This window comes from Algibacter pacificus, from assembly GCF_008033385.1.
GTDB classification, from domain to species: Bacteria; Bacteroidota; Bacteroidia; order Flavobacteriales; family Flavobacteriaceae; genus Algibacter; species Algibacter pacificus.
On sequence record NZ_VOGY01000015.1, the window covers coordinates 1 to 20,045 of the forward strand.

At 34.6% G+C, this 20,045-nt stretch carries 17 protein-coding genes; 2 read left to right on the forward strand and 15 right to left on the reverse strand.

Annotated elements, in window-relative coordinates; all coding sequences use genetic code 11:
- Positions 1-181: 181 nt before the first annotated feature.
- From FQU21_RS15935 to FQU21_RS16005, 15 genes are all read right to left on the reverse strand, one after another.
- Positions 182-1,705: a carboxypeptidase-like regulatory domain-containing protein gene (locus FQU21_RS15935; RefSeq protein WP_147679006.1), complete on the reverse strand. Its 1,524-nt coding sequence runs from the start codon at positions 1,703-1,705 to the stop codon at positions 182-184.
- A gap of 190 nt (positions 1,706-1,895) precedes the next feature.
- Positions 1,896-2,603, reverse strand: a complete 708-nt coding sequence (locus FQU21_RS15940) for a TIGR04283 family arsenosugar biosynthesis glycosyltransferase (protein WP_147679007.1) — start codon at positions 2,601-2,603, stop codon at positions 1,896-1,898.
- Positions 2,596-3,486 carry a DUF547 domain-containing protein gene (locus FQU21_RS15945; RefSeq protein ID WP_147679008.1) on the reverse strand — a complete coding sequence of 297 codons (891 nt, stop codon included), beginning with the start codon at positions 3,484-3,486 and terminating at the stop codon, positions 2,596-2,598. Before FQU21_RS15945 ends, FQU21_RS15940 begins: the two co-directional genes overlap by 8 nt.
- Entirely contained in the window at positions 3,483-4,364 is an 882-nt protein-coding gene (locus FQU21_RS15950) for a sterol desaturase family protein (protein WP_147679009.1), read from the reverse strand. Before FQU21_RS15950 ends, FQU21_RS15945 begins: the two co-directional genes overlap by 4 nt.
- Before the next feature lie 222 nt (positions 4,365-4,586).
- Positions 4,587-5,399 (reverse strand): purine-nucleoside phosphorylase, encoded by an 813-nt coding sequence (locus FQU21_RS15955; protein WP_147679010.1) that lies wholly within the window; start codon positions 5,397-5,399, stop codon positions 4,587-4,589.
- Positions 5,392-6,021: a TIGR04282 family arsenosugar biosynthesis glycosyltransferase gene (locus tag FQU21_RS15960; protein ID WP_147679011.1), complete on the reverse strand. Its 630-nt coding sequence runs from the start codon at positions 6,019-6,021 to the stop codon at positions 5,392-5,394. Before FQU21_RS15960 ends, FQU21_RS15955 begins: the two co-directional genes overlap by 8 nt.
- The gene (locus tag FQU21_RS15965) at positions 6,014-6,508 is read right to left on the reverse strand and encodes a rhodanese-like domain-containing protein (protein WP_147679012.1); all 495 of its coding nucleotides are present in this window, start codon (positions 6,506-6,508) and stop codon (positions 6,014-6,016) included. Before FQU21_RS15965 ends, FQU21_RS15960 begins: the two co-directional genes overlap by 8 nt.
- Positions 6,509-6,537: 29 nt before the next feature.
- On the reverse strand, positions 6,538-7,374 hold the full coding sequence (locus FQU21_RS15970; RefSeq protein WP_147679013.1) for a metallophosphoesterase family protein: 837 nt from the start codon (positions 7,372-7,374) through the stop codon (positions 6,538-6,540).
- Positions 7,359-8,693, reverse strand: a complete 1,335-nt coding sequence (locus FQU21_RS15975) for an SLC5/6 family protein (RefSeq protein ID WP_147679049.1) — start codon at positions 8,691-8,693, stop codon at positions 7,359-7,361. Before FQU21_RS15975 ends, FQU21_RS15970 begins: the two co-directional genes overlap by 16 nt.
- A gap of 1 nt (position 8,694) precedes the next feature.
- Positions 8,695-10,137, reverse strand: coding sequence for a SusD/RagB family nutrient-binding outer membrane lipoprotein (locus FQU21_RS15980; RefSeq protein ID WP_147679014.1), 1,443 nt, complete (start codon positions 10,135-10,137; stop codon positions 8,695-8,697).
- A gap of 42 nt (positions 10,138-10,179) precedes the next feature.
- The gene (locus tag FQU21_RS15985; RefSeq protein WP_147679015.1) at positions 10,180-13,371 is read right to left on the reverse strand and encodes a SusC/RagA family TonB-linked outer membrane protein; all 3,192 of its coding nucleotides are present in this window, start codon (positions 13,369-13,371) and stop codon (positions 10,180-10,182) included.
- 53 nt (positions 13,372-13,424) lie between these two features.
- Positions 13,425-14,108, reverse strand: a complete 684-nt coding sequence (locus FQU21_RS15990) for a TIGR04282 family arsenosugar biosynthesis glycosyltransferase (protein ID WP_147679016.1) — start codon at positions 14,106-14,108, stop codon at positions 13,425-13,427.
- A gap of 2 nt (positions 14,109-14,110) precedes the next feature.
- Positions 14,111-15,169 (reverse strand): arsenosugar biosynthesis radical SAM (seleno)protein ArsS, encoded by a 1,059-nt coding sequence (arsS, locus tag FQU21_RS15995; protein WP_147679017.1) that lies wholly within the window; start codon positions 15,167-15,169, stop codon positions 14,111-14,113.
- 176 nt (positions 15,170-15,345) lie between these two features.
- Positions 15,346-15,681 carry an arsenosugar biosynthesis-associated peroxidase-like protein gene (locus FQU21_RS16000; RefSeq protein ID WP_147679018.1) on the reverse strand — a complete coding sequence of 112 codons (336 nt, stop codon included), beginning with the start codon at positions 15,679-15,681 and terminating at the stop codon, positions 15,346-15,348.
- A 120-nt stretch (positions 15,682-15,801) separates the two neighbouring features.
- Positions 15,802-16,944 (reverse strand): acyl-CoA dehydrogenase, encoded by a 1,143-nt coding sequence (locus tag FQU21_RS16005; RefSeq protein ID WP_147679019.1) that lies wholly within the window; start codon positions 16,942-16,944, stop codon positions 15,802-15,804.
- Between the two features lie 95 nt (positions 16,945-17,039).
- Between FQU21_RS16005 and FQU21_RS16010 the strand changes: the two genes are divergently transcribed.
- Both FQU21_RS16010 and nhaD read left to right on the forward strand, forming a co-directional pair.
- A complete protein-coding gene (locus tag FQU21_RS16010) occupies positions 17,040-18,095 on the forward strand; it encodes an anhydro-N-acetylmuramic acid kinase (protein WP_147679020.1) in 1,056 nt (351 codons plus the stop codon).
- A gap of 444 nt (positions 18,096-18,539) precedes the next feature.
- Positions 18,540-19,976: a sodium:proton antiporter NhaD gene (gene nhaD / locus FQU21_RS16015; RefSeq protein WP_147679021.1), complete on the forward strand. Its 1,437-nt coding sequence runs from the start codon at positions 18,540-18,542 to the stop codon at positions 19,974-19,976.
- The last annotated feature ends 69 nt before the right edge of the window (positions 19,977-20,045 follow it).

Here is a 20,045-nt window from a genome sequence, read left to right on the forward strand (position 1 = left end):
TTTTAGCGCGGAACTTTTTAATTGTTTTTAAAGAAACAAGGTGTAAAACAACCCATTATCTACTTTTTATTTTAGAATCACTATGTCATGTCGACGTTAGGAGACATCACATAATCATGGTTTTCGTTACTTGTGTTATGTCTCCCCGAGTAGACATAACAAAACCGATAACTGCTTTTTTTTATTCCAAACTCTTAAAATCCTTAATGGCTTGGTTAGGTTCAATCACGTTATAGCCTTTCCAAAATTCAGGATCGTATTTTGGTAAATACACCAGCTCTACTTTTGGTTTTTCTTCAAAGTTGTTAAAAGTAACTTCCGATATGTTTTCATTTTCAAAAATCACGAGTTCACTTTTTTCCTTAATGCTCATTATAAAATGAATATCGGTATCTAATTCGTTTTGTTTACGCCTGCCTTTAACATGTTTATTTTTTTCAATAATGGTTAATGGGCGTTTAATACCAAATTGGCTGCCTTCTTCTAATTCAGCATATTTTAAAGCGTATTTTTCGGTGTCGTTTTTAGAATAAATAAGGGTGCCTTTTTTTAATTTTTTTGAGTACGATAGACCTAATAATTTAAAGTTTTTTAGATTTTTTACGTTTTCATAATCTATTCTAACAATCGCGAAATCATCAGTGTTTACATAAATAGTTCCTTTAAAATCTTCTTTTCGTTTTGGGGTAAAACTTATTTTATAAACAAATTCATCGTTTAAAAAACTATAGTCTTCTACTTTAAAATCAAAACGGTTTTGTTTTTCTAAAAAGTTTAAATCACTATCTTCATAAATAAAACTATCTTGCTCAAGTTCTGCTATGGCCGATTTGCGGTAGTTAGAGAAATCTTTTTTACGTTCAGCTTCTTTCTTTTGTTCTTCTTCAAGCATAGCTTCCGTTTTTTTAACGTCTTCTTTTTGCTCACCAAAATCAAAGGCCGTAGAGTCTATATCTGTTTTAACACGATAGAAACCCGATTTAATTTTGAAATACGAATCACGTTTTACATGCTTTTTCAGGATAGTATTTAGCTTTTCCTCATAACTATCAAAACTCATCTCTGCATTTTTGTCGTATAAATGCGAAGCTTTAATAATGTCTATTTTTTGATCATCACCGTCACCAGGTTTACCATATAGGTTGGCTAAAATCTCGGTGTAATCGTCGGCGTTTTTCGGAATAGCAGTAACGATGCTGTCTATAAATTGTTGGTTAAATTCCGGAATAGTAGATTTGTTGACTTCAACCTCGCTTTTTATTAAATTTTGAAACGATGAAGCTCGGTAAAAGAGTTTGCTTTTGGTTAAATTATGCTTGTAGTTGTTTTCTAGGTTTTCTTGTACTTTTTCAATAATTTCCTCTGGAGTATAATTTTTGTTAGACACTAAAACTTCATCCAATTCCATGGCTTTAGCATTTAGAAAAACAATAGAGTCTTTAAATGTTTTAACCAGAAATTGTTTGGTTTGATAACCTAAACATCTAATTTTTAAAGAATCTTGTTTAGCCGATTTTTTATTTAAATAAATTAGGAAATTGCCGTTGGCATTACTAATTACCCCCGAATTATCATTAATAGAAATAGTGGCGTACGGAATAGGTTCTTGGCTAAGTGAATCTATAATTTTGGCACTTAAAGACTCTTGGGAATGGCCATAAATTGATAATAAACTGATGGCTATATAAATGTAGAAATGTTTCATGTAAATTGTTGTTTCTTATAAAAGTAGACGAATTACCGAACCATTTGTAACATTTAATGTTTCTTTAAGTGAATTTTATTAGTTTTTAACACGGTATTAAAGCGTTGTTAAATAAAGCGTTATGTTGGTGTTTTTCTTTGTTTTCTTTTAAAATAAGAATAAAAAAAGGACTAGTTAGATTTGAAATAGCCTAATTGTTCTGCGCCGCAATATGCTTTAAGTAATAGCTGTTTAGTTTTTCTGGGGAAGCGCCAAGACGTTTTTTTAAATGAATAGCCAAAAAATGAAATTGAAGTGTCCAAATTCCATGGGAATTGTATTTTCTAGCCGAAGTTGTTAGCCAGTCTTGTAGTACTACAAATTGCTTTTGTTGGTATAATTTAGCAATAAAATCGTTGTCTTCGTAAATGGTGAAATTTTCATCAAAGCCACCAATCTTTTTGAAAAGTGAGCGTGTAACAAATAAGCTTTGGTCGCCGCCACGACACGCTTGCCAATTAAATTGAGTAAACCAACCAGCTAATTTTAACCACCAATGGTTGCTGTCGAATTTCATTTTAAAACACCCTGCATGATTTCCGTTTTCTATTTCATTAAGTATAAGTTTATCGTATCGATTAGGCGGGAAGGAATCGGCATGTAGAAAGTATAGAATATTACCGTTGGCCTCACTTGCTCCAAGATTCATTTGTTTAGCACGACCTTTATCAGCATTTAAAACTTTAATATTTAAGCCTAAATTTTTAATTATTGGTATCGTGCCATCCGTACTACCACCATCGACAATAATGATTTCCGAGATGTTGTTTAATGATGAGCAATCGATAAGATGAAAAAGTAAATTTTCAATCGTTTCAGCTTCATTTAAAACGGGAATAATAATGGAAATTTTATTCATTCAAATTCCAATTATAATCTTTGAAACTCTTTTTCGCTTTCGCGGAAATATTAACGTCAGAGTATTGATTTAAAAAATCGATAACATCGCCATCTTGCTTAAAATCTTTAGAAAACCACTGAAATATTTTTGAAATTTTAATGCTGTTTACCGAAAGTTCATTGCGTTCTGGATCGTTTAAAAATTCTTTTGTAGCATTGGTGAGTTGGGTTTCTAAATTGGAAGGCGTAAACGCGGTATTTTGTAATTTAGGACAAGACACCGAAGCACAAACAATAGCGAAATGAATTCGAGGTTCGTCCATTTTACGTAATATTTCGTGTTCAATATCACTCAAGTTAAACCATTTGTTACCCAGTTTCCAAAACCGTTTATCCCATGGTTTATCAATATCTTTTATGCTTTTTATAGGGTAGTTTTTTAGAATTAAATCTACTGTTAAAGCGTTATAGGCGTTTATCCAAAAGGCAAGTGTTTTTTCTTTAGATAGTGATGTGAAATTAGTATTAGAATAGATGAGGTTGAGCACCTGTATATAACTTAGTAGTTTTCCTTTTTCTGTTTTAAAGGTTTTGTAGTTTACATGTCCAGCATCTGAAACGTGTTTTTGTAATAAGGCATTCCATAATGTATGCGGCTCATCAAGATTCTTTTCCTTGGTTTCTGCTTGGGGATTACTCTCGTTTACTAGTTCTTCGGAAGTATTAGTCATTACTATTTCGCTAGTTTCTTTAGTGAGTTCTTTTTCTTGTGTCTTTTCCGGTTCAGAAATTACTACTGGAAGGGTAGAGGGTGTGTTTTGGAGTGGTACTTGTGTAGTGGTTTTATTGGCACTGCAAGCGACCAAAAAAAAACTAAAACCGAAGTAAATTAGGTATTTCATTTTTTAAGAGGGTAAAGTTCCTGACTAATAAAATCTTTTGGGAACTTTTCATCATCATCAAAACCTAATTCAATATCTCGACCATCGTGTGGTACATAATCGGTTTTAAAAATGTAATCCCAAAGACTTAAGGTTAGTCCGTAGTTTACTCCAAACCTAACATCTTTAGGCAAGCTTTTTACATGGTGCCAAATATGCATTTTAGGGTTGTTAAACACGTATTTTAAAATACCGTAGTCCCAACCTAAATTGGCGTGATTTAAATGCCCAATGGCAATACTGAAAAAGTAAATAATGGCCACATCTTGCGCGTTGTAGTTTGCTATTAATGCTAGGGGAATATAAAGGAGGGATTTGTAAACTACCGGCTCCATCCAATGGTAGCGCAAATGTGCAGCAAAGCCCATTTCTTTTACAGAGTGGTGCACTTTATGGAAATTCCAAAAGAACTCAAAACGGTGTAATAAACGGTGGGTATTCCATTGTACAAAATCGGAAACCAAAAAGAAAATAACTAAACCAAGCCATTTTGGTAAATCGTTGGAGTCGAACAGTTGAAAATCTTTTAGTGATAAGCCAACTGTTTTTAAAACATCATTAAAAATTTCGGCTACCGTATTCGAGAGTGCAATGAGTATAATAAGGTTTAAAATAAAGAAATTAAAGAACATGTAAAAGGTGTCTAACCAAAAATCTTTCCTAAAAATAGATTGATTTTTACGCCACGGAAATATAATTTCCAACCCCCAAACGATTAGTGAAATAGCAATTAATCCGTAAAAATAATTGTCCCAGTTGTTTTGAAAAAGGATCTCATTTTTAAGATAATTCCAGTAACCAGAATACGCGTTTTTTATTATTTCTAGGTATTTTTCCATACGGTACTTTTAGACTTATACACCAAATCGTTTTTTGTCTTGATATATTTTAAAAAGGTTGTAAGCAAAGGCTAAACCTGCGATAATCCATATTGCCCTATAGATCCAAATGTTTATTTTTATATCGAAAAGAATGCCTTGTTTTTCGTGTAATAGAAAACTCGTGAGTACTTTATAAATAGATATTAAGAGCACAAAAAAGGAGAGTAAAATTTTCACAACTTATAAGGTTTTTATCAAGGCTTTAAAAAGCGTAATCATGTCAGGTTCTGCTTTATTGGCCATAGCAATAATTTCGTTAATATCTACAGGTTTTAAGTTGTTTGGGTCGCATTCATCTGTTAATACAGAAATAGCTGCAACCTTTAACCCTAAGTGATTGGCAACAATAATTTCGGGAACGGTACTCATACCAACGGCATCGGCACCAATAATTTTTAACATACGGTATTCGGCACGGGTTTCCAATTGAGGTCCTACAACACTAGCGTAAACCCCTTCGTGAAGTTTAATGTTGTTGGCTTTTGCAATAGCTTTGAATTTGTTGTTAATCTCTGTGTCGTAAGGTAGGCTCATGTCGGCAAAACGTTCTCCTAATTGTTGGACACCTTTAAAGGCTAACGGCGAACTGCCTAGTAGATTTATATGATCGTCGATAAGCATTAGTTCTCCTTTTTTATAGTCGAGATTTATAGCGCCAGATGCATTAGAAACTAACAGCGTTTCTATGCCTAGTTTTTCCATAATACGAACAGGATACGTTACATCTTGCAGACTGTATCCTTCATATAAATGAAAACGTCCCTGCATTACAATAACTTTTTTTCCAGCTAAATCGCCATAAATAAGTTTGCCTTTATGGAATTCTACAGTGGCTGTAGGGAAATTAGGTATGTGGTTATAGCTTACTTCTTTTATAATGTTTATTTCATTTTTAAGTTGGCCTAAACCTGTACCCAGAATAATACCTATTTCTGGTTTTTCGAACCCTTTTTCTTTTAAATAATCTACCGTTTCTTCTATCAGTTTAATCATGGTATTGTTTTATTTTTTCTTGTAACTTTAAGTTAGATTGATAGAATTTTGAAGCTACTAAATCCTCAAAATTATCAATGTCATTTAAGGTCTCTAAAGTACTAAAAGTTATGCGTTTTTCTTTTAATTCACTAAGCGTTTCTTTTAATAAATTATCTTGGCTCCACGGTTTGTTTTTAAAAACGGTTGCATGCATTTTGGATAAGCCTACTAAATAATAACCACCATCTTCGGCAGGACCAAAAACAACCTCGGTTTGGTTTAATTTGTTTAGGCCAACTTCTATATGCTTACTGTTTATATCTGGTAAATCCGATCCTATTAAAACAATTCTAGAGTAACCTGCTTCAAAACCATTTTTAAAAGCATTAAGCATACGCTCGCCTAAGTCTTTTCCCTCCTGTACAGTTTTATAATCGTTTGGCCATTGGTTTTCAACTATAGATTCCGAAAAATAAATATGCTTATCACAGTTTAAATTTTTAGTGGCGTTTTCGGTAACTTTTACAAGTTCGCTATACACATCAAAAGCACCTTGGTTACCAATAGTTTTTGCCAATCTCGTTTTTACTTTTCCTAGTTTTATGTTCTTTACAAAAACAATAACAAGTTCTTTATTCATATACTTTTATGCCTTTTTTTAGCCATTTACTCCATGTTTTATTAAAGGTATGGATGCTATCTGTTTCTTTTTCTTCTTTGTTATAAACGGGTAAATTATTGTTTTTCCATTCAAAAATACCACCGCGTAAGTTTTCTACATTTTTGTAACCTGCTTTTTTTAGACTGTCTCCAATTGACTCGGACCGTATACCAACCGAGCAATACACCACAATTTTAGAATTCTTATTTGGAATTTTTTTATGAATACTATCAATTTTAAAATGATTGTAACCTACGTGAATCGCGTTTTTTAAGTGACTGGTTTCGTATTCTTTTAATTCTCTTGAGTCTAATAAGAAAATATTGTTTTCTGGTTCAGCTAATTCTTGAGGAGAAATATACGGAATGCTATTGTCATTATATTTTTTTAAAAGTTTATCTATTGATTTTTGAGCAAATAATGAGGTGCTGCTAAAAAATAATAAAATTAAAAAGATGTTTTTCATAATTATTTAGTCTCTCAAATTTAAGAAAATTACAGTTGAACACCGAAACCTTGCAAACCACTTTCTAGAGCTGGCAAAATTTCTGTGTTATCCCAAATGCCAGTAACTATGGTTCGGGCGTATTCTTGTGGTAATAATCCGTTTTGCATAAGCTTGTTGGTTAGCTTGTAGTTGTAGTTTAAGGTATGGTGTTTATATTCTAAACGCCCCGTAGTATCATCTAAAATAGCATACCAAACCGAAGGAGAACCATCGTTAGCAGGCATACCAATTACTCCAGGGTTAAGCCACAGTTTGTTGTTTTGCGAGTCGTTAAAAGGTAAGCCGCAATGGCCAGCAATTACAACATCGTAGTCGTTTTTGTTGTTTGGTGAAAAATTAGGTGCTTTAAATTCCCAAGGTGAAGATTTAAAAATAAACTCTGATGTGTTTCTGTACGAGCCATGCACCACCATAACATTTTTTCCTGCATAATTAAAAGTGATGTGTTCCGGTATGCTTTTAATAAAATCTAAAGAGTTTTTTGAAAGCTGACTTTGCGCATAAGGATACCATTGTTGCGAAAAATTATCGCATCGAGATCCTTCTTTAAATTCGCAACCACAATTTTCTGCACCTTCGCTAAGCTGAATTTCAACATTGCCAGCAATACTTTTTGCTTTCCAAATTTTAAACAGCTGCACGGTTTCTTCTGGCTGTGCGCAATAACCAACAATATCTCCTGTGCAAATGCAGTTTTCTGGCAGAATGCCTTCGTGTTCCGCAATTTGCTTTAGAGCTTCTAGAGCTTGAAGATTACTGTAAACGCCACCAAAGAGTAATACTTTACCCGAAAGTTTACCTAAATGTTCTATTTTTTTATCCATCTTGGAATAATATATAATGTGATACAACTTAAAATGCCCCAGAAATTAATCCATAATAAATCGGCGTATTTTCCTTGGGTAAAAATGAGTGATTCTGGAAATATCTCTAATACTAAAATGATGCCGAAAATGAGTCCGCAACCTACGCTGAGGTAATAGCTTATTTTTGGAACGTCTAGTTTCCAAAACAGAAAAACAGGTGTTAGGCCAATAACCATAGTTCCCGATATGGTTGTTGCCGATAGTATTTCGGCATTAAGAAATACAGGAAGCGTGCCTAGAACAGCAACAAGAACCATAGAAATTCTACCGAATGTTACGTTTTTTCCAAGATTTAAATCGATTGATAATAATTTTGAAAAAGATGAAAAAGTAGAATCTAAAGTTGAAGCTGCCGAAGTAATCATGATAAAATTAATAACAAGTAAAATAATAACACCAAAGGCTTTACCGACTTCAACCGCTGCTTGCCCTTCCATATTTTGCGTTTGAGCATAAATACCAATAACACTAAAAGCAACAATACAAAAAGCGCCCAAAACACTTGCGATTAAAAAGCTACGACGGGTAACTTTTGGTGAACTAATAAAGGCTCTATCTGTTAAAACTGGGTCGTGAAACGGATAGCTGAAAGATTGAATAATAGCAGCAAAAAATAGATTTAAACCGAGTTCGAAACTCCATGTTCCTGAAGATACTACATTCTGAATTGAAAAACTTTCTATAGAAAATATATGATATAGAATTACAATGAGTAAAATAGAAAACAACCCCATTTGAATTACATCGGTAAAAATAGAACTACTCAATCCGCCTTTTAATGCGTAAGCCAATGTTAATAGCGTAAATAGAACAATAGACCAATAATAAGGTTCGCTTCTAGGTGCTCCAAAATAACTACCAATAACCATGGTGTTACTCCAAACCTCGTTAAAAAGTCTAAATGCGATTAAAACTGAAAAAATAGCCATCGCTCCTTTTCCAAATTTGGTAGTTAAAAAATGATGTATGCTGTTGAAACCTCCTTTTACTCTAAGTTGATAAAGCAATATTCCGGCAACAGCAAAAGATAAATAATAGCCAGCATAAGCTACACCACCAACAAGACCAAAGCTTAACCCTAAGTTAGCAGCATTGGTGATGCTTTTAGCAAAAATCCAAGAAATGATTAAGCTACCTGTTAAAACCAAGGTGTTGGGTTTTTTTAATTTTTTGGTAGCTTTAAAAAACTGATCTTTTGTTTTTGAAAATGGCGATAATAAAAATAGCATTAAACTCGATGCTATAATTAATCCCCATTGCCATGTTGTTACGTCTATATTATTCATTCCACCAAACTGGGCTGTTAATACTGTTGTTATCTGTTCTGGCTGCTGCTTTAGAATAGTTATCGGCATTTAGCGTTGCTTCTTCTGCAGGATATGGCATTCTTACCGGTATTGCATCGTTGTTTAAACTGGCAGAAATGGTTTTTAATTCAGGGAATCCTGTACGGTTATATTCTATCCAACCTTCGTAACCGTTAATGGTGTTGGCAATCCATTTTTGAGTAATAATTTGCTCTAAAGGCGTTTTGTTGGTGGCATTAAAAGCAGCGGTTCCTGTTAGGTAATTTTCAGGTAAATCCGTATTCCAATACTCAAAAGCTAGTGTTACGCCTGTTTCATAAAGTTGTTTGGCATTAGCAGTTATTAGATTTTTGGTAGCAGCTTCCGCGAAAGCGAAATAAACTTCCCAAGCAGTTATAAAATTAGCGTCTAAAGTCGATGTATCTTCCCTAAACATGGTTCCCGCTAATGAGTAATTGGCAAGTTTTGGAGTGGTAGCTGCACCGTCGATACCATTTAAAAGGCCATTAAACTCGTTTGTAGTAGAGTTAGAGAATGGCCTAAAAAGAGTGCTTAATCTAGGGTCGTTAAAATGGGTTAAAATATCTTCCATAGTTTCAGATAATACAAAATTGTTAAAATCCCCAACTCGTAATTGTGCTAATCTAAAACTGTTAGGGTCTGAGTTTGTAAAATCGAACACCGCATTTTGTGTGTTGTTTTTTATATAGTTGTCATTGTTAAAAAGAGTTTGTAAATCGGATGAAACATCTATTTTATCTGAGATTCTGATAAGACTTTTAATTTTTAATGAATTAGCAAACCTAATCCATGCTTGTAAATCACCATTAAACAAAATATCGCCTTCTAAAGTAATGGCATCGTTGTAATTTTGAATAGCGATTATGCCTTTGTCTAGGTTGTCTAAAATACCATCTTCACTGGTGTAAATATCTTCTTGATTGTTATAGGCAGGTGTTACACTTCCGTCTACGCCATTAAAAGCTTCAAAATAAGGCACATCTCCAAATAAATCTGTTAATCCTGCTGCCATGTATGCTTTAAGAATTAACGCAGGTCCTTCGTATACTTTATAAGCGTTTATAGTTTTAGCTTGATTTAAAATAATTTCATTATCACGTAAATTGGTGTAAAATATAGGCCAAGGGTTTCCTCCTAATTGTGGCGATTTAAGTGCGTGTCTATCAAATAAATTAAAGTCTAATGCAGTTCTGTGTTGCGATAATAAATCGCCTGCTACAAAACCTTCATAGCTCATTTCTTCTCCAAAATTATAAATAACTTGGCGTAATAATAAGCTTGGTTGTACCGAAACGGGAGCGTTTGGGTTGGTGTTTATGTCTTGAAAGTCGTCGGTACAGCTAGTTGTAAACAAAAGACTTAAAATGAATACTATATATGTTGTATGTTTCATAAAATGACTAGTTTGTGTTTCCGCAAAAGCGAAAAACTATTTTTAAAAATTAATACCAATTTTAAAACCGATACTTCTTGTTGTGGCATAGCTTAAATCTTCTACACCACTTACTAAACCATTGCCTTGAACAGCAATTTGCTCAGGATCAAAATGTGGATTTTCGGTAATAGCGAACAAATTGTTTCCGGTAAGCGATAGGTTTAAATCACTTCCATTTTTTAAGCCTAAAAGCCCTTTTTTTAATTTAAAATTATAACCAATAGCAAACTGGCGTAGTTTTAAAAAGGAAGCATCATATATATTATTCTCTTCATGATTTCTATCGTAAAACTGTCTGAAATAACTTTCTGCAGAAACAGCGACAGTATTTGCTAAACCCGTAGTTTGGTTAACGCCTTGAGCAACAATACCAGACTCTGGTCTAAACGCAGTTTCTGCTAATTGGCCACCAACATTCCCTAAGGCACGTGTTCTAGACACTATTTCGCCACCTTGTCTCCAATCGAAAAGAAAATTTAAATTCCAGTTTTTGTAATTGAAATTATTATTCCATCCTAAAGTAAAATCAGGATTGTAATTGCCGAGTTTTTGTAAATTATTATCGGCAATAAATTCGCCGTTATCATTTATTATAAATTCACCCTCACTGTTTTTTAAATACCCTGTGCCGTAAAAATCGCCAATACGTCCGCCTTCTTCCACTTGAAACCAAACGGTTTGGTTGGCGCTATCGTAAATTCGGCTAAAAGCGAGTGTTAATCGGCCATCGTTTTGTGGTAAGTTTTCTATTGTAGATCGGTTAGTGGCAAAATTAAAAGTGCTATGCCATTTAAAGTTTTTGTTTTTAATAGGAGTAATGCCTAAAACAATTTCAACGCCTTGTGTGTTTACTTCGCCACCATTTACAACCTGCTGATTATAACCAGAGGAAATGGCAATGGGTAACGAAATAATTTGATCTTTGGTTGTCGCGTTGTAATAGGTGAAATCTAAATTGATACGGTTTTTAAAGAATCGTAAATCGGTTCCAATCTCGTAACTTGTAGTTTGTTCGGGTTTTAAATTAGCGTTAGGTATAAAATCTTGGTTGCTAAATGTTGGCTGACCATTAAATGGTGTTTGCGATACAAAAGCTCCCGAGGTTTGAAAAGCACCAGTATCGTTACCAACTTGGGCAACACTTGCGCGTAGTTTAGCAAAAGATATCGCATTTGGTAATTGAGCAACATTAGATAAAACAAAACTAGCAGAAGCAGAAGGATAGAAAAATGATGTGCCATCGACAGAAAATGGTGTTGCTAAGGCGCTAGACCAATCGTTACGTCCTGTAATATCTAAAAATAAATAATTTTTGTAGCCTAATTTTGCAATACCGTAAAGTGAATTGATGCGCTTATTGCTTTCAAATTGAAAAACTTCTATGGGTGAAGCTGCATTGTTTAAACTAAAAATTCCTGGTTGCGCTAAGTTTACGGTTTGAGATTGTTTTGTAGAAGCAGTTTGGTCTAACCGATTACCACCAGCAGAAATATCAAAAGAAAAATCGCCAAATTGGTTTTTGTAATTGATTAAAAAATCGGTGTTAACTTCTCTGTATTTAACATCGTGCTCGGCGTAAGCACCATTTTTAAAACGGTTACTGCTAAAGTTTCTTAGTAGTTGTCTAGTTTCGCTACTATAATCCATTCCCGTTCTTAACGAAACACTTAAATGATCTGTGATTTGTTGTTTTAAAGCAATGTTTCCAAAAATTCTATCGCGATTAAAAGCATTTCTATTTTCTAATAAAATAAAATAAGGATTATCGAAAAACGTATAGTTAAACGCGAATTGTTGCACGCCTTCTAAACCAGGTTGCCAATAGTTTTTTAAGCTATTAATATTTAAAGACCGTGGTCCCCAAGCAACAAGAGAGTAGTTTACGTTTTCACTTCCGTAACCGTTAGATGGTCTGTTGTCGCTACTTGAATTTACGTAACTTATAGAAGTGTTTATTTCTGTGTTTTCCGAAGGTTTAAAATTTAGTTTTGTAGCCACAGTTTGGCGGTCTAGATTTACACCTGGAATAATAGATTCGCTTCTTAAATCGGTAAACGATAATCGATAACTACCCGTATCAAATCCATTCGAAATAGATATGTTGTTAGATGTGGTTACGCCTGTTTGGTAAAAGTCTTTTAAGTTGTTTGGGTTAGAGTTAAAAGGTGTTGCTGTAATAGGCAAGTCGTTATATAATGCTGTATCGCCTCCGCGAACAAAAGATCCATCAGGGAGTTGTACGGGACTATCAAATTGCGGAATTAAATTTCCAGCATCCAATCGTGGTCCCCAAGAATAGGTGATATTGTCGCTTGTGCCACCACCTAAACCATCGACGTATTCGAACGCGCCAGATTGCCCTTGGCCATATTCATTTTGAAAATCGGGAAGTTTAAAAGCAGAATCGATAGTAACCGATGAATTTAAGCTTACTTGAAATCCTTTTTGGTTGTTTCCGTCTTTCGTTTTTATAACAATAACACCGTTTGAGGCTCTGGTTCCGTAAAGCGCAGCAGCACTAGCGCCTTTTAAAACGGTTACCGATTCTATATCGTCTGGGTTAACTTCCATGGCGCCATTTCCAAAATCTATTTCTTGAAAACCAGCAGCAGCTTCGTTAGTGAAATTAAAAACGGTTTCGTTGTTAATTGGTGTACCATCGACAATAAAAAGCGGATTGTTGTTAGAGAACGATGCTTCGCCTCGAATAGTAATTTTAGAAGTAGATCCTACACCTGTTGCGCCTTGCGTAACGGAAATTCCTGCTAGTTTACCTTGTAAATTATCAAGAAAGTTAACTGTTTTTACTTCGGTTAAGCTTTCATGTTTTATGGATTGAACAGAGTAGCCTAAAGCTTTAGATTCGCGTTTTATGCCCAAGGCAGTAATTACAACTTCGTTAAGCGCAGCAGCATCTTCTACTAAACTTACGTTTATTATGGTGTTGTTTGCTACGGCAACGGTTTTTGTTTTGTAGCCTATATAGGAAAATTTTAAAAGACTCGATTTAGAATTTACATCTATAGTGTAGTTTCCGTTTTCGTCGGTAATGGTTCCGGTTTTATTGCTCGTAATATTTACAAACGGGAGGGGAGTGTTGGTTTTAGAATCTGTAACACGACCGGTTATAGTTGTTTGTGCATGCGAAATACTAAATATAGCAAACGTCATGCATAGTAAAATATGCTTCATTATAAAGGGTAAAAGTTAGTGTAATCTTCGAAAAGATTTTTTAATTATGTTATTTATAAATGAAGTATAGCAGGAGATCCCTTGTTGTATTGCCTATTTAAAATGAAGTTATAAAAGGCAATATTGTAATAAGCTATTATTTTTGAAATGTTTAAAATAGATTGAAGTAAAATCGATTTTATGGTAGTCGAAATACTTTTGAAACTATTTAAAACTAGTTTTATATCTGAAGCATTATCAATATCTGTTAATACTTCTAAATAATGAATGTTAGATTTTTTAGAAGCTAAAACTTTAGAAATGCTTCTGTTTAAATTGGTGGTTTGCCAAGGTAGTTTTAGAAAAACATCGGGATTAAACTGTTGTTTTTTTAATCCCATTAAATAAAAACCACCATCTGTAGAAGGCCCTAAAACAACATGGTGTGTTTTTAGTTTCTCGACAGTTTTTAAAATATGTTTACTTGTTAGGTGTGGCGTATCGTTACCAATAGTAATTACGCTATTATAACCTTGGTTGTAAACGGCTTGTATGGCATTTGTAAAGCGTTCGCCAAAGTTAGCACCAACTTGCTGCGCTTCGTTAAAATGAAAATAAGGTAAGCCTGTTTTTTTTACAATATTAATAGTTTGAAGATTTAAGGCTTCAAACAAACTGCTTGATGAAATTGGTTTGGAAACCAGCTCCTTCTCGGCAGAGTTCGCAAAAATTAATATGGCTATTTTATTTTCTTTCATCTTTATGCAACCACGCCTTGACAGCTACTTCCTGCACCCGCAGTGCACCCGTAACAATGTTGAGAAATTACTATGTTTCTGCCTTCTAGCAGTTCTTCGTTGTATTCGCTAATGTGTTTGGCTTTACTATTTACGGGTAAATCGAGCATTTGATTAAAATCGCAATCAAATAAATAACCATCCCAACTTATAGATAGGGTGTTGGTACACATTACGTTTTTAACCGCCGACGGATTGTATGCTTCTACAAGAGAATACATATAATCTTCGTAATTTTCTGAAGCAATAAGGAAATCTAAAAACCTTGCGATAGGTAAATTTGTAATCGCAAATAAATTATGAAACTGAATATCGAAATCGTCTTTTAACGCTTTTTTGAAATCTTTTTCCATAGCCACTTGGTCTCCTGGTAAAAAGGCTCCCGATGGGTTGTAAACTAAATCTAAGCGTAAATCGCTGCCTGGCATGCCATAGCCTATGGCGTTGAGGTCTTGCAAAGCTCTAATAGATTTATCGAAAACACCATCACCACGTTGTTTGTCGGTTTTTCCGCGTGTCCAGTGTGGCATAGAGCTTACTACGTGTACGTTGTGTTTTTTAAAGAACTCTGGTAAATCGTAGTATTTTTTATTGGCTCTAATAATGGTTAAGTTAGAACGTACAATAAAATCTTTAATGCCCGCTTTTGCGGCTTCTTCTACAAACCAACGGAAATCGGGGTTCATTTCTGGTGCACCACCAGTTAAATCGAGTGTGTGTGCCCCTGTATTTTTTATAACCTCTAGGCATTGGCGCATGGTATCGCGCGTCATGATTTCTTTTCGGTCTGGACCTGCATCTACATGGCAATGGTCGCAAACTTGGTTACACATGTAGCCTACGTTTATTTGTAGTATTTCTAGTTTTTTCGCTTTAAGCGGAAATTGGCCTGTTTCGGATATTTTATCTTTAAAGGTTGGTAATTCTCCATTTTTGAAGATGCCGTTCGATAATATTTCGAGTTGCCTGTTACTATTTGCTAAGTCGCTGTCGCGCTTTTGTAAAGACTTTGTTGCTGCCATTAATTGTTTTTACAGTTTTTTTATAAATTAAGATGTTGTTTTAGTTTTTAAAACTGCACCTGGCGGATAGTTGCGCTAGGGATTGTAGCATTGTTGGAGCTCTTTTTGTGTTGTTGCACCTATGCAACACAAAAAAGCGACTGCGAAAAGCCCGACCCTTGGGTAGCGCCCAAAATCTATCCGTCTAATTTGTTTACTTTATTCATCATTTGTACGCCATGCACAAGGGTTGCACCACTTTTTATGGCTGCGCCAACGTGTATGGCTTCCATCATTTCTTCTTTGGTAATCCCGCGTTGCAAGCCGTCTTTGGTGTAAGCATCTATGCAATAGGGGCATTGCTCGGTGTGAGCTACGGCAAGTGCTATTAATGATTTTTCGCGGGCTGTTAGTGCGCCTTCTTCGAATACTTTACCATAATAATCGAAAAATTTGTTGCCCAATTCTTCGTTCCATTCTGTTATTTTTCCAAACTTTCTTAAATCGGCTGGATCGTAATATGTTTTTGACATGTTTTTGTTTTTTACGAAATAATGAAATCTATTTTTAATTGTCGAGTACTTTTGTGATTCTTAACAAAAAAAGGCTCAAAATATTTTGAACCTTTTTTTTAGTGTATAAATCGGGAAGTTTTATGCTTTAATTAAACTTCTCGAAATAACAATTTTTTGTATTTCTGAAGTGCCTTCGTAAATCTGTGTTATTTTGGCATCTCGCATAAGGCGTTCTACATGATAATCTTTTACAAAACCATTACCACCATGTATTTGTACGGCTTCTACGGTGTGTTCCATAGCGACTTTACTGGCGTATAGTTTTGCCATGGCGCTCGATTTATCGTAATTTTTGCCTTGGTCTTTATCCCAAGCCGCTTTCATTACAAGCATTCTGGCAGCTTCTATATCTGTATACATATCGGCAAGTTTAAAGGCAATGGCTTGGTGATTGCAAATTTCGGTACCAAACGCTTTACGTTCTTTAGCGTATTTTAGGGCAAGTTCATAAGCGCCAGAGGCTATGCCTAGTGCTTGTGCAGCAATACCTATGCGACCTCCCGATAGTGTTTTCATGGCAAAACGAAAACCAGAGCCATTAGTGCCAATTCGGTTTGCTTTAGGGACTTTCACATCGTTAAATTGCAGGGTGTGGGTGTCGCTTCCGCGGATACCGAGCTTATCTTCTTTGGGGCCAATGTGGAAACCTTCCATGCCTTTTTCTAAAATAAACACGTTGATGCCGTGCGAGCCTTTATCACGATCGGTTTGTGCAACTACCAAATAAACATCGGCGCGGCCACCGTTTGTAATCCAGTTTTTTGTACCGTTAATAATATAGTGATCGCCATGGTCTATAGCTGTTGTTTTTTGAGATGTGGCATCGCTGCCTGCTTCGGGTTCGCTTAAACAAAAAGCACCTACAAATTGGCCTGTAGCTAGTTTTTTGAGGTATTTTTCTTTTTGTTCTTCGTTACCATAAGCTTCCAATCCGTAGCAAACTAAGGAGTTGTTTACAGAAACAATTACGGAGGCAGAGGCGTCTATTTTAGATAACTCTTCCATAATTAATACATACGAAATGGCGTCCATACCGCTTCCGCCATATTTTGGATCGACCATAACACCTAAAAAACCTAAGTCGCCCATTTTTTTAACGAGAGACTGCGGGAATTCTTGTTTGTTGTCGCGTTTAATAACGCCAGGGAGTAATTCTGTTTGCGCAAAATCGCGAGCAGCGTCACGTATCATAATATGTTCTTCGGAGAGTTTGAAATCCATAATTCGTAATTAAAAGGTGTTAAAAAGAAAAGACTGTTTTCAAATATAGGTTTTTAGTGTGAATATTTCAATGGGTATTGTTATTTTTACAAGCGATGAAAAAAAATGAATACCATGTTGTTGGCGTAATGTCCGGAACTTCTTTAGACGGAATAGATTTAGTTGAGGTTAAATTTGTTTTAGATGAAACTTGGCGATTTGAAATTATTTGCGCTGAAACTGTGGCTTATTCTAGTAATTGGCATAGCAAATTGAAAGCCTTAGTATCGTGTTCTTTAGATGAATTGAAAAAGATTGATACCGAATATACTGTACTTTTAGCAGAGGTTATTAAAAAATTTATAGTTAAACATAACATTAAAAATATTGATGCGGTGTGTTCGCATGGGCATACAGCGTTGCACCGACCGGAAGATAAATTAACTTATCAAATAGGAAATTTACCTAGTATTGCCGAAATTTTAAATGAAACTGTAGTTTGCGATTTTAGAGTGGCCGATGTTGAGCTTGGCGGACAAGGTGCGCCATTAGTGCCTATTGGGGATAAACTTCTGTTTTTTGAATACGATTTTTGTTTGAATTTGGGTGGTTTTGCTAATATTTCTACAGAAATTAATGAGGAGCGCATTGCTTATGATATTTGCCCTGTAAATATTGTTTTGAATAAATATGCTCAACAATTGGGGGTAAATTATGATGATGGCGGAAAAATTGCGGCTTCTGGAAATTATTTGTCGCATTTAGGAGATGCACTTAATAAATTAGAGTTTTACAAAGAAGCGCCTCCAAAATCTTTAGGTTTAGAATGGGTGAATAAAAATGTGTTTCCATTAATTGAAGCTTCTAATAGCAGTGAAAAAGATGTTTTACGAACGTATTCCCATCATATTGCCCAACAAATTTCTAAGGTTATAAAACCAAATGCTAAAATTTTAGCCACTGGAGGTGGTGCTTATAACGATTATATTATTTCGAAAATTAAGCTAAAAAGTAAAGCCGAAATAATAATACCAAACCCAGATTTAGTAGAGTTTAAAGAAGCGCTTATTTTTGGTTTTTTGGGTGTTTTAAAACTACGTAATCAAGTTAATTGTTTACAATCGGTTACGGGGGCATCAAAAAATCATAGTTCGGGAATAATTTATTCATAAAATAACAAGAATTTAATCTTACAAGATTTTTAGTTTTTTTATATTTGTTACTTAGTATGGGGTGCTTAATATGCGTCATTTTTTTTGGGAAAAACCATATTAACACGTTTTTTAATACGCGCTTAAAAAGCAAGGTGTTGTAGTGTAACTAGTTAAGGAGGCTTGCTTAACTATTTTACTTTATTTGAAGTAAATGTGTAAAAAAGTGACTGGAATTATCGATATTGCAAGTAGTTTATTTACATTAAAACACTTAGTGTTTTCTCGATATTATAATTTGATAATAAGTAGCGTTTTTAAAAAAGAAAACCAAAGCTGTTATTGATAACTTATAGAGAAAACAAAGGCATGAATAACAATATTTAATTATAAACCAAAGTAAGCACTCTAGCTTTCGAGCAAGTGCAGAATTAACTAATATGAAAATCAATTTTAACATTTAATATGGAAGCAGCAATTATTTTAGTATTCGTTTTTGGCTATTTGGCCATAACTATGGAGCATAGTCTGAAAATCGATAAATTAATACCCGCGTTAGTCATGATGGCTATTTGTTGGGCTTTAATCGCATTAGGTCTGGATGGTTTTACACAGTGGTTCGATTCTGCTAACCATAGTTTAATGGGAGATTTTGGAGGTTTGCCTTTGCATGATGTATTAGATGAAAGTGGACACGTAGTAACCTCCGGAAAAATGAGTTTAATGGAGGATACGCTGTTACACCACTTAGGTAAAACTTGTGAGATATTAGTGTTTCTTTTAGGAGCAATGACTATTGTAGAAATTATTGATTATTTCGATGGGTTTTCTACAATTAAAGACTTTATTAAAACAAAAAAGAAAAGTAAAATACTTTGGATCTTTGCTATTTTAGCCTTCGTTTTATCAGCGATTATCGATAACCTAACGGCTACTATCGTATTAATTTCAATACTTCAAAAAATTGTAAAAGATAGAAGCGTTCGTATTTGGTATGCTGGTTTAATTATTATCGCGGCCAATGCTGGTGGTGCTTGGTCTCCTATTGGAGATGTTACAACCACGATGCTTTGGATTGGTAAAAAAGTAACTACTGGACATTTAGTGGGGTACTTATTATTGCCATCATTTTTATGTATGGCTGTTCCTACCTTTATCGCATCATTTTTACCAGCCTTTAAAGGAGAATTAGACGTGGAAGAAACAGTAGAAAAAAAGAAGTCTAAGTTTAGTAGCAAAATGCTTTATTTAGGCTTAGGCGCAATTGTTTTTGTACCTATCTTTAAAATGATAACGCATTTACCCCCATATGTTGGTATGATGTTATCTTTGGCAGTTGTTGCTATTTTTGCCGAACTTTACAGTAGTGCTAAATTTAGTATGACGGATCATGATTCTGAAGAAAGTGATAACGCCGCTCATCACAGTCCAGTACATCAATCATTATCGAAAATCGAATTACCAAGTATCTTGTTTTTCTTGGGGATATTAATGGCTGTTGCCGCTTTAGAATCTTTAGGGATTTTATTTAATTTTGCTGGATCTTTACAAGAATCTATGCCAATGTTAGGAACAGAAATTCACCCAGGAGGTCACGAAGGTGTTTCAGATTTAGTAGTACTATTATTAGGTGTTGGTTCGGCAGTAATCGATAATGTACCTTTAGTGGCTGCTAGTTTAGGAATGTTCCACGAACCTATAGATAATGAACTATGGCATTTTATAGCTTACTCTGCAGGTACAGGCGGATCTATGTTAATTATTGGTTCTGCTGCAGGTGTTGTAGCTATGGGAATGGAGAAAATAGATTTCTTTTGGTACCTTAAAAAAATTGCTTGGTTAGCCTTATTAGGTTTCTTAGTAGGAGCCATAGCCTTTATGTTCACAAGAACATTGTTTTAAAATATTTTTTATATCGCTTTCGCGGAAAAGTGGCATAAATATTGCTAAAAATGTCACGTTTAGAGAGGT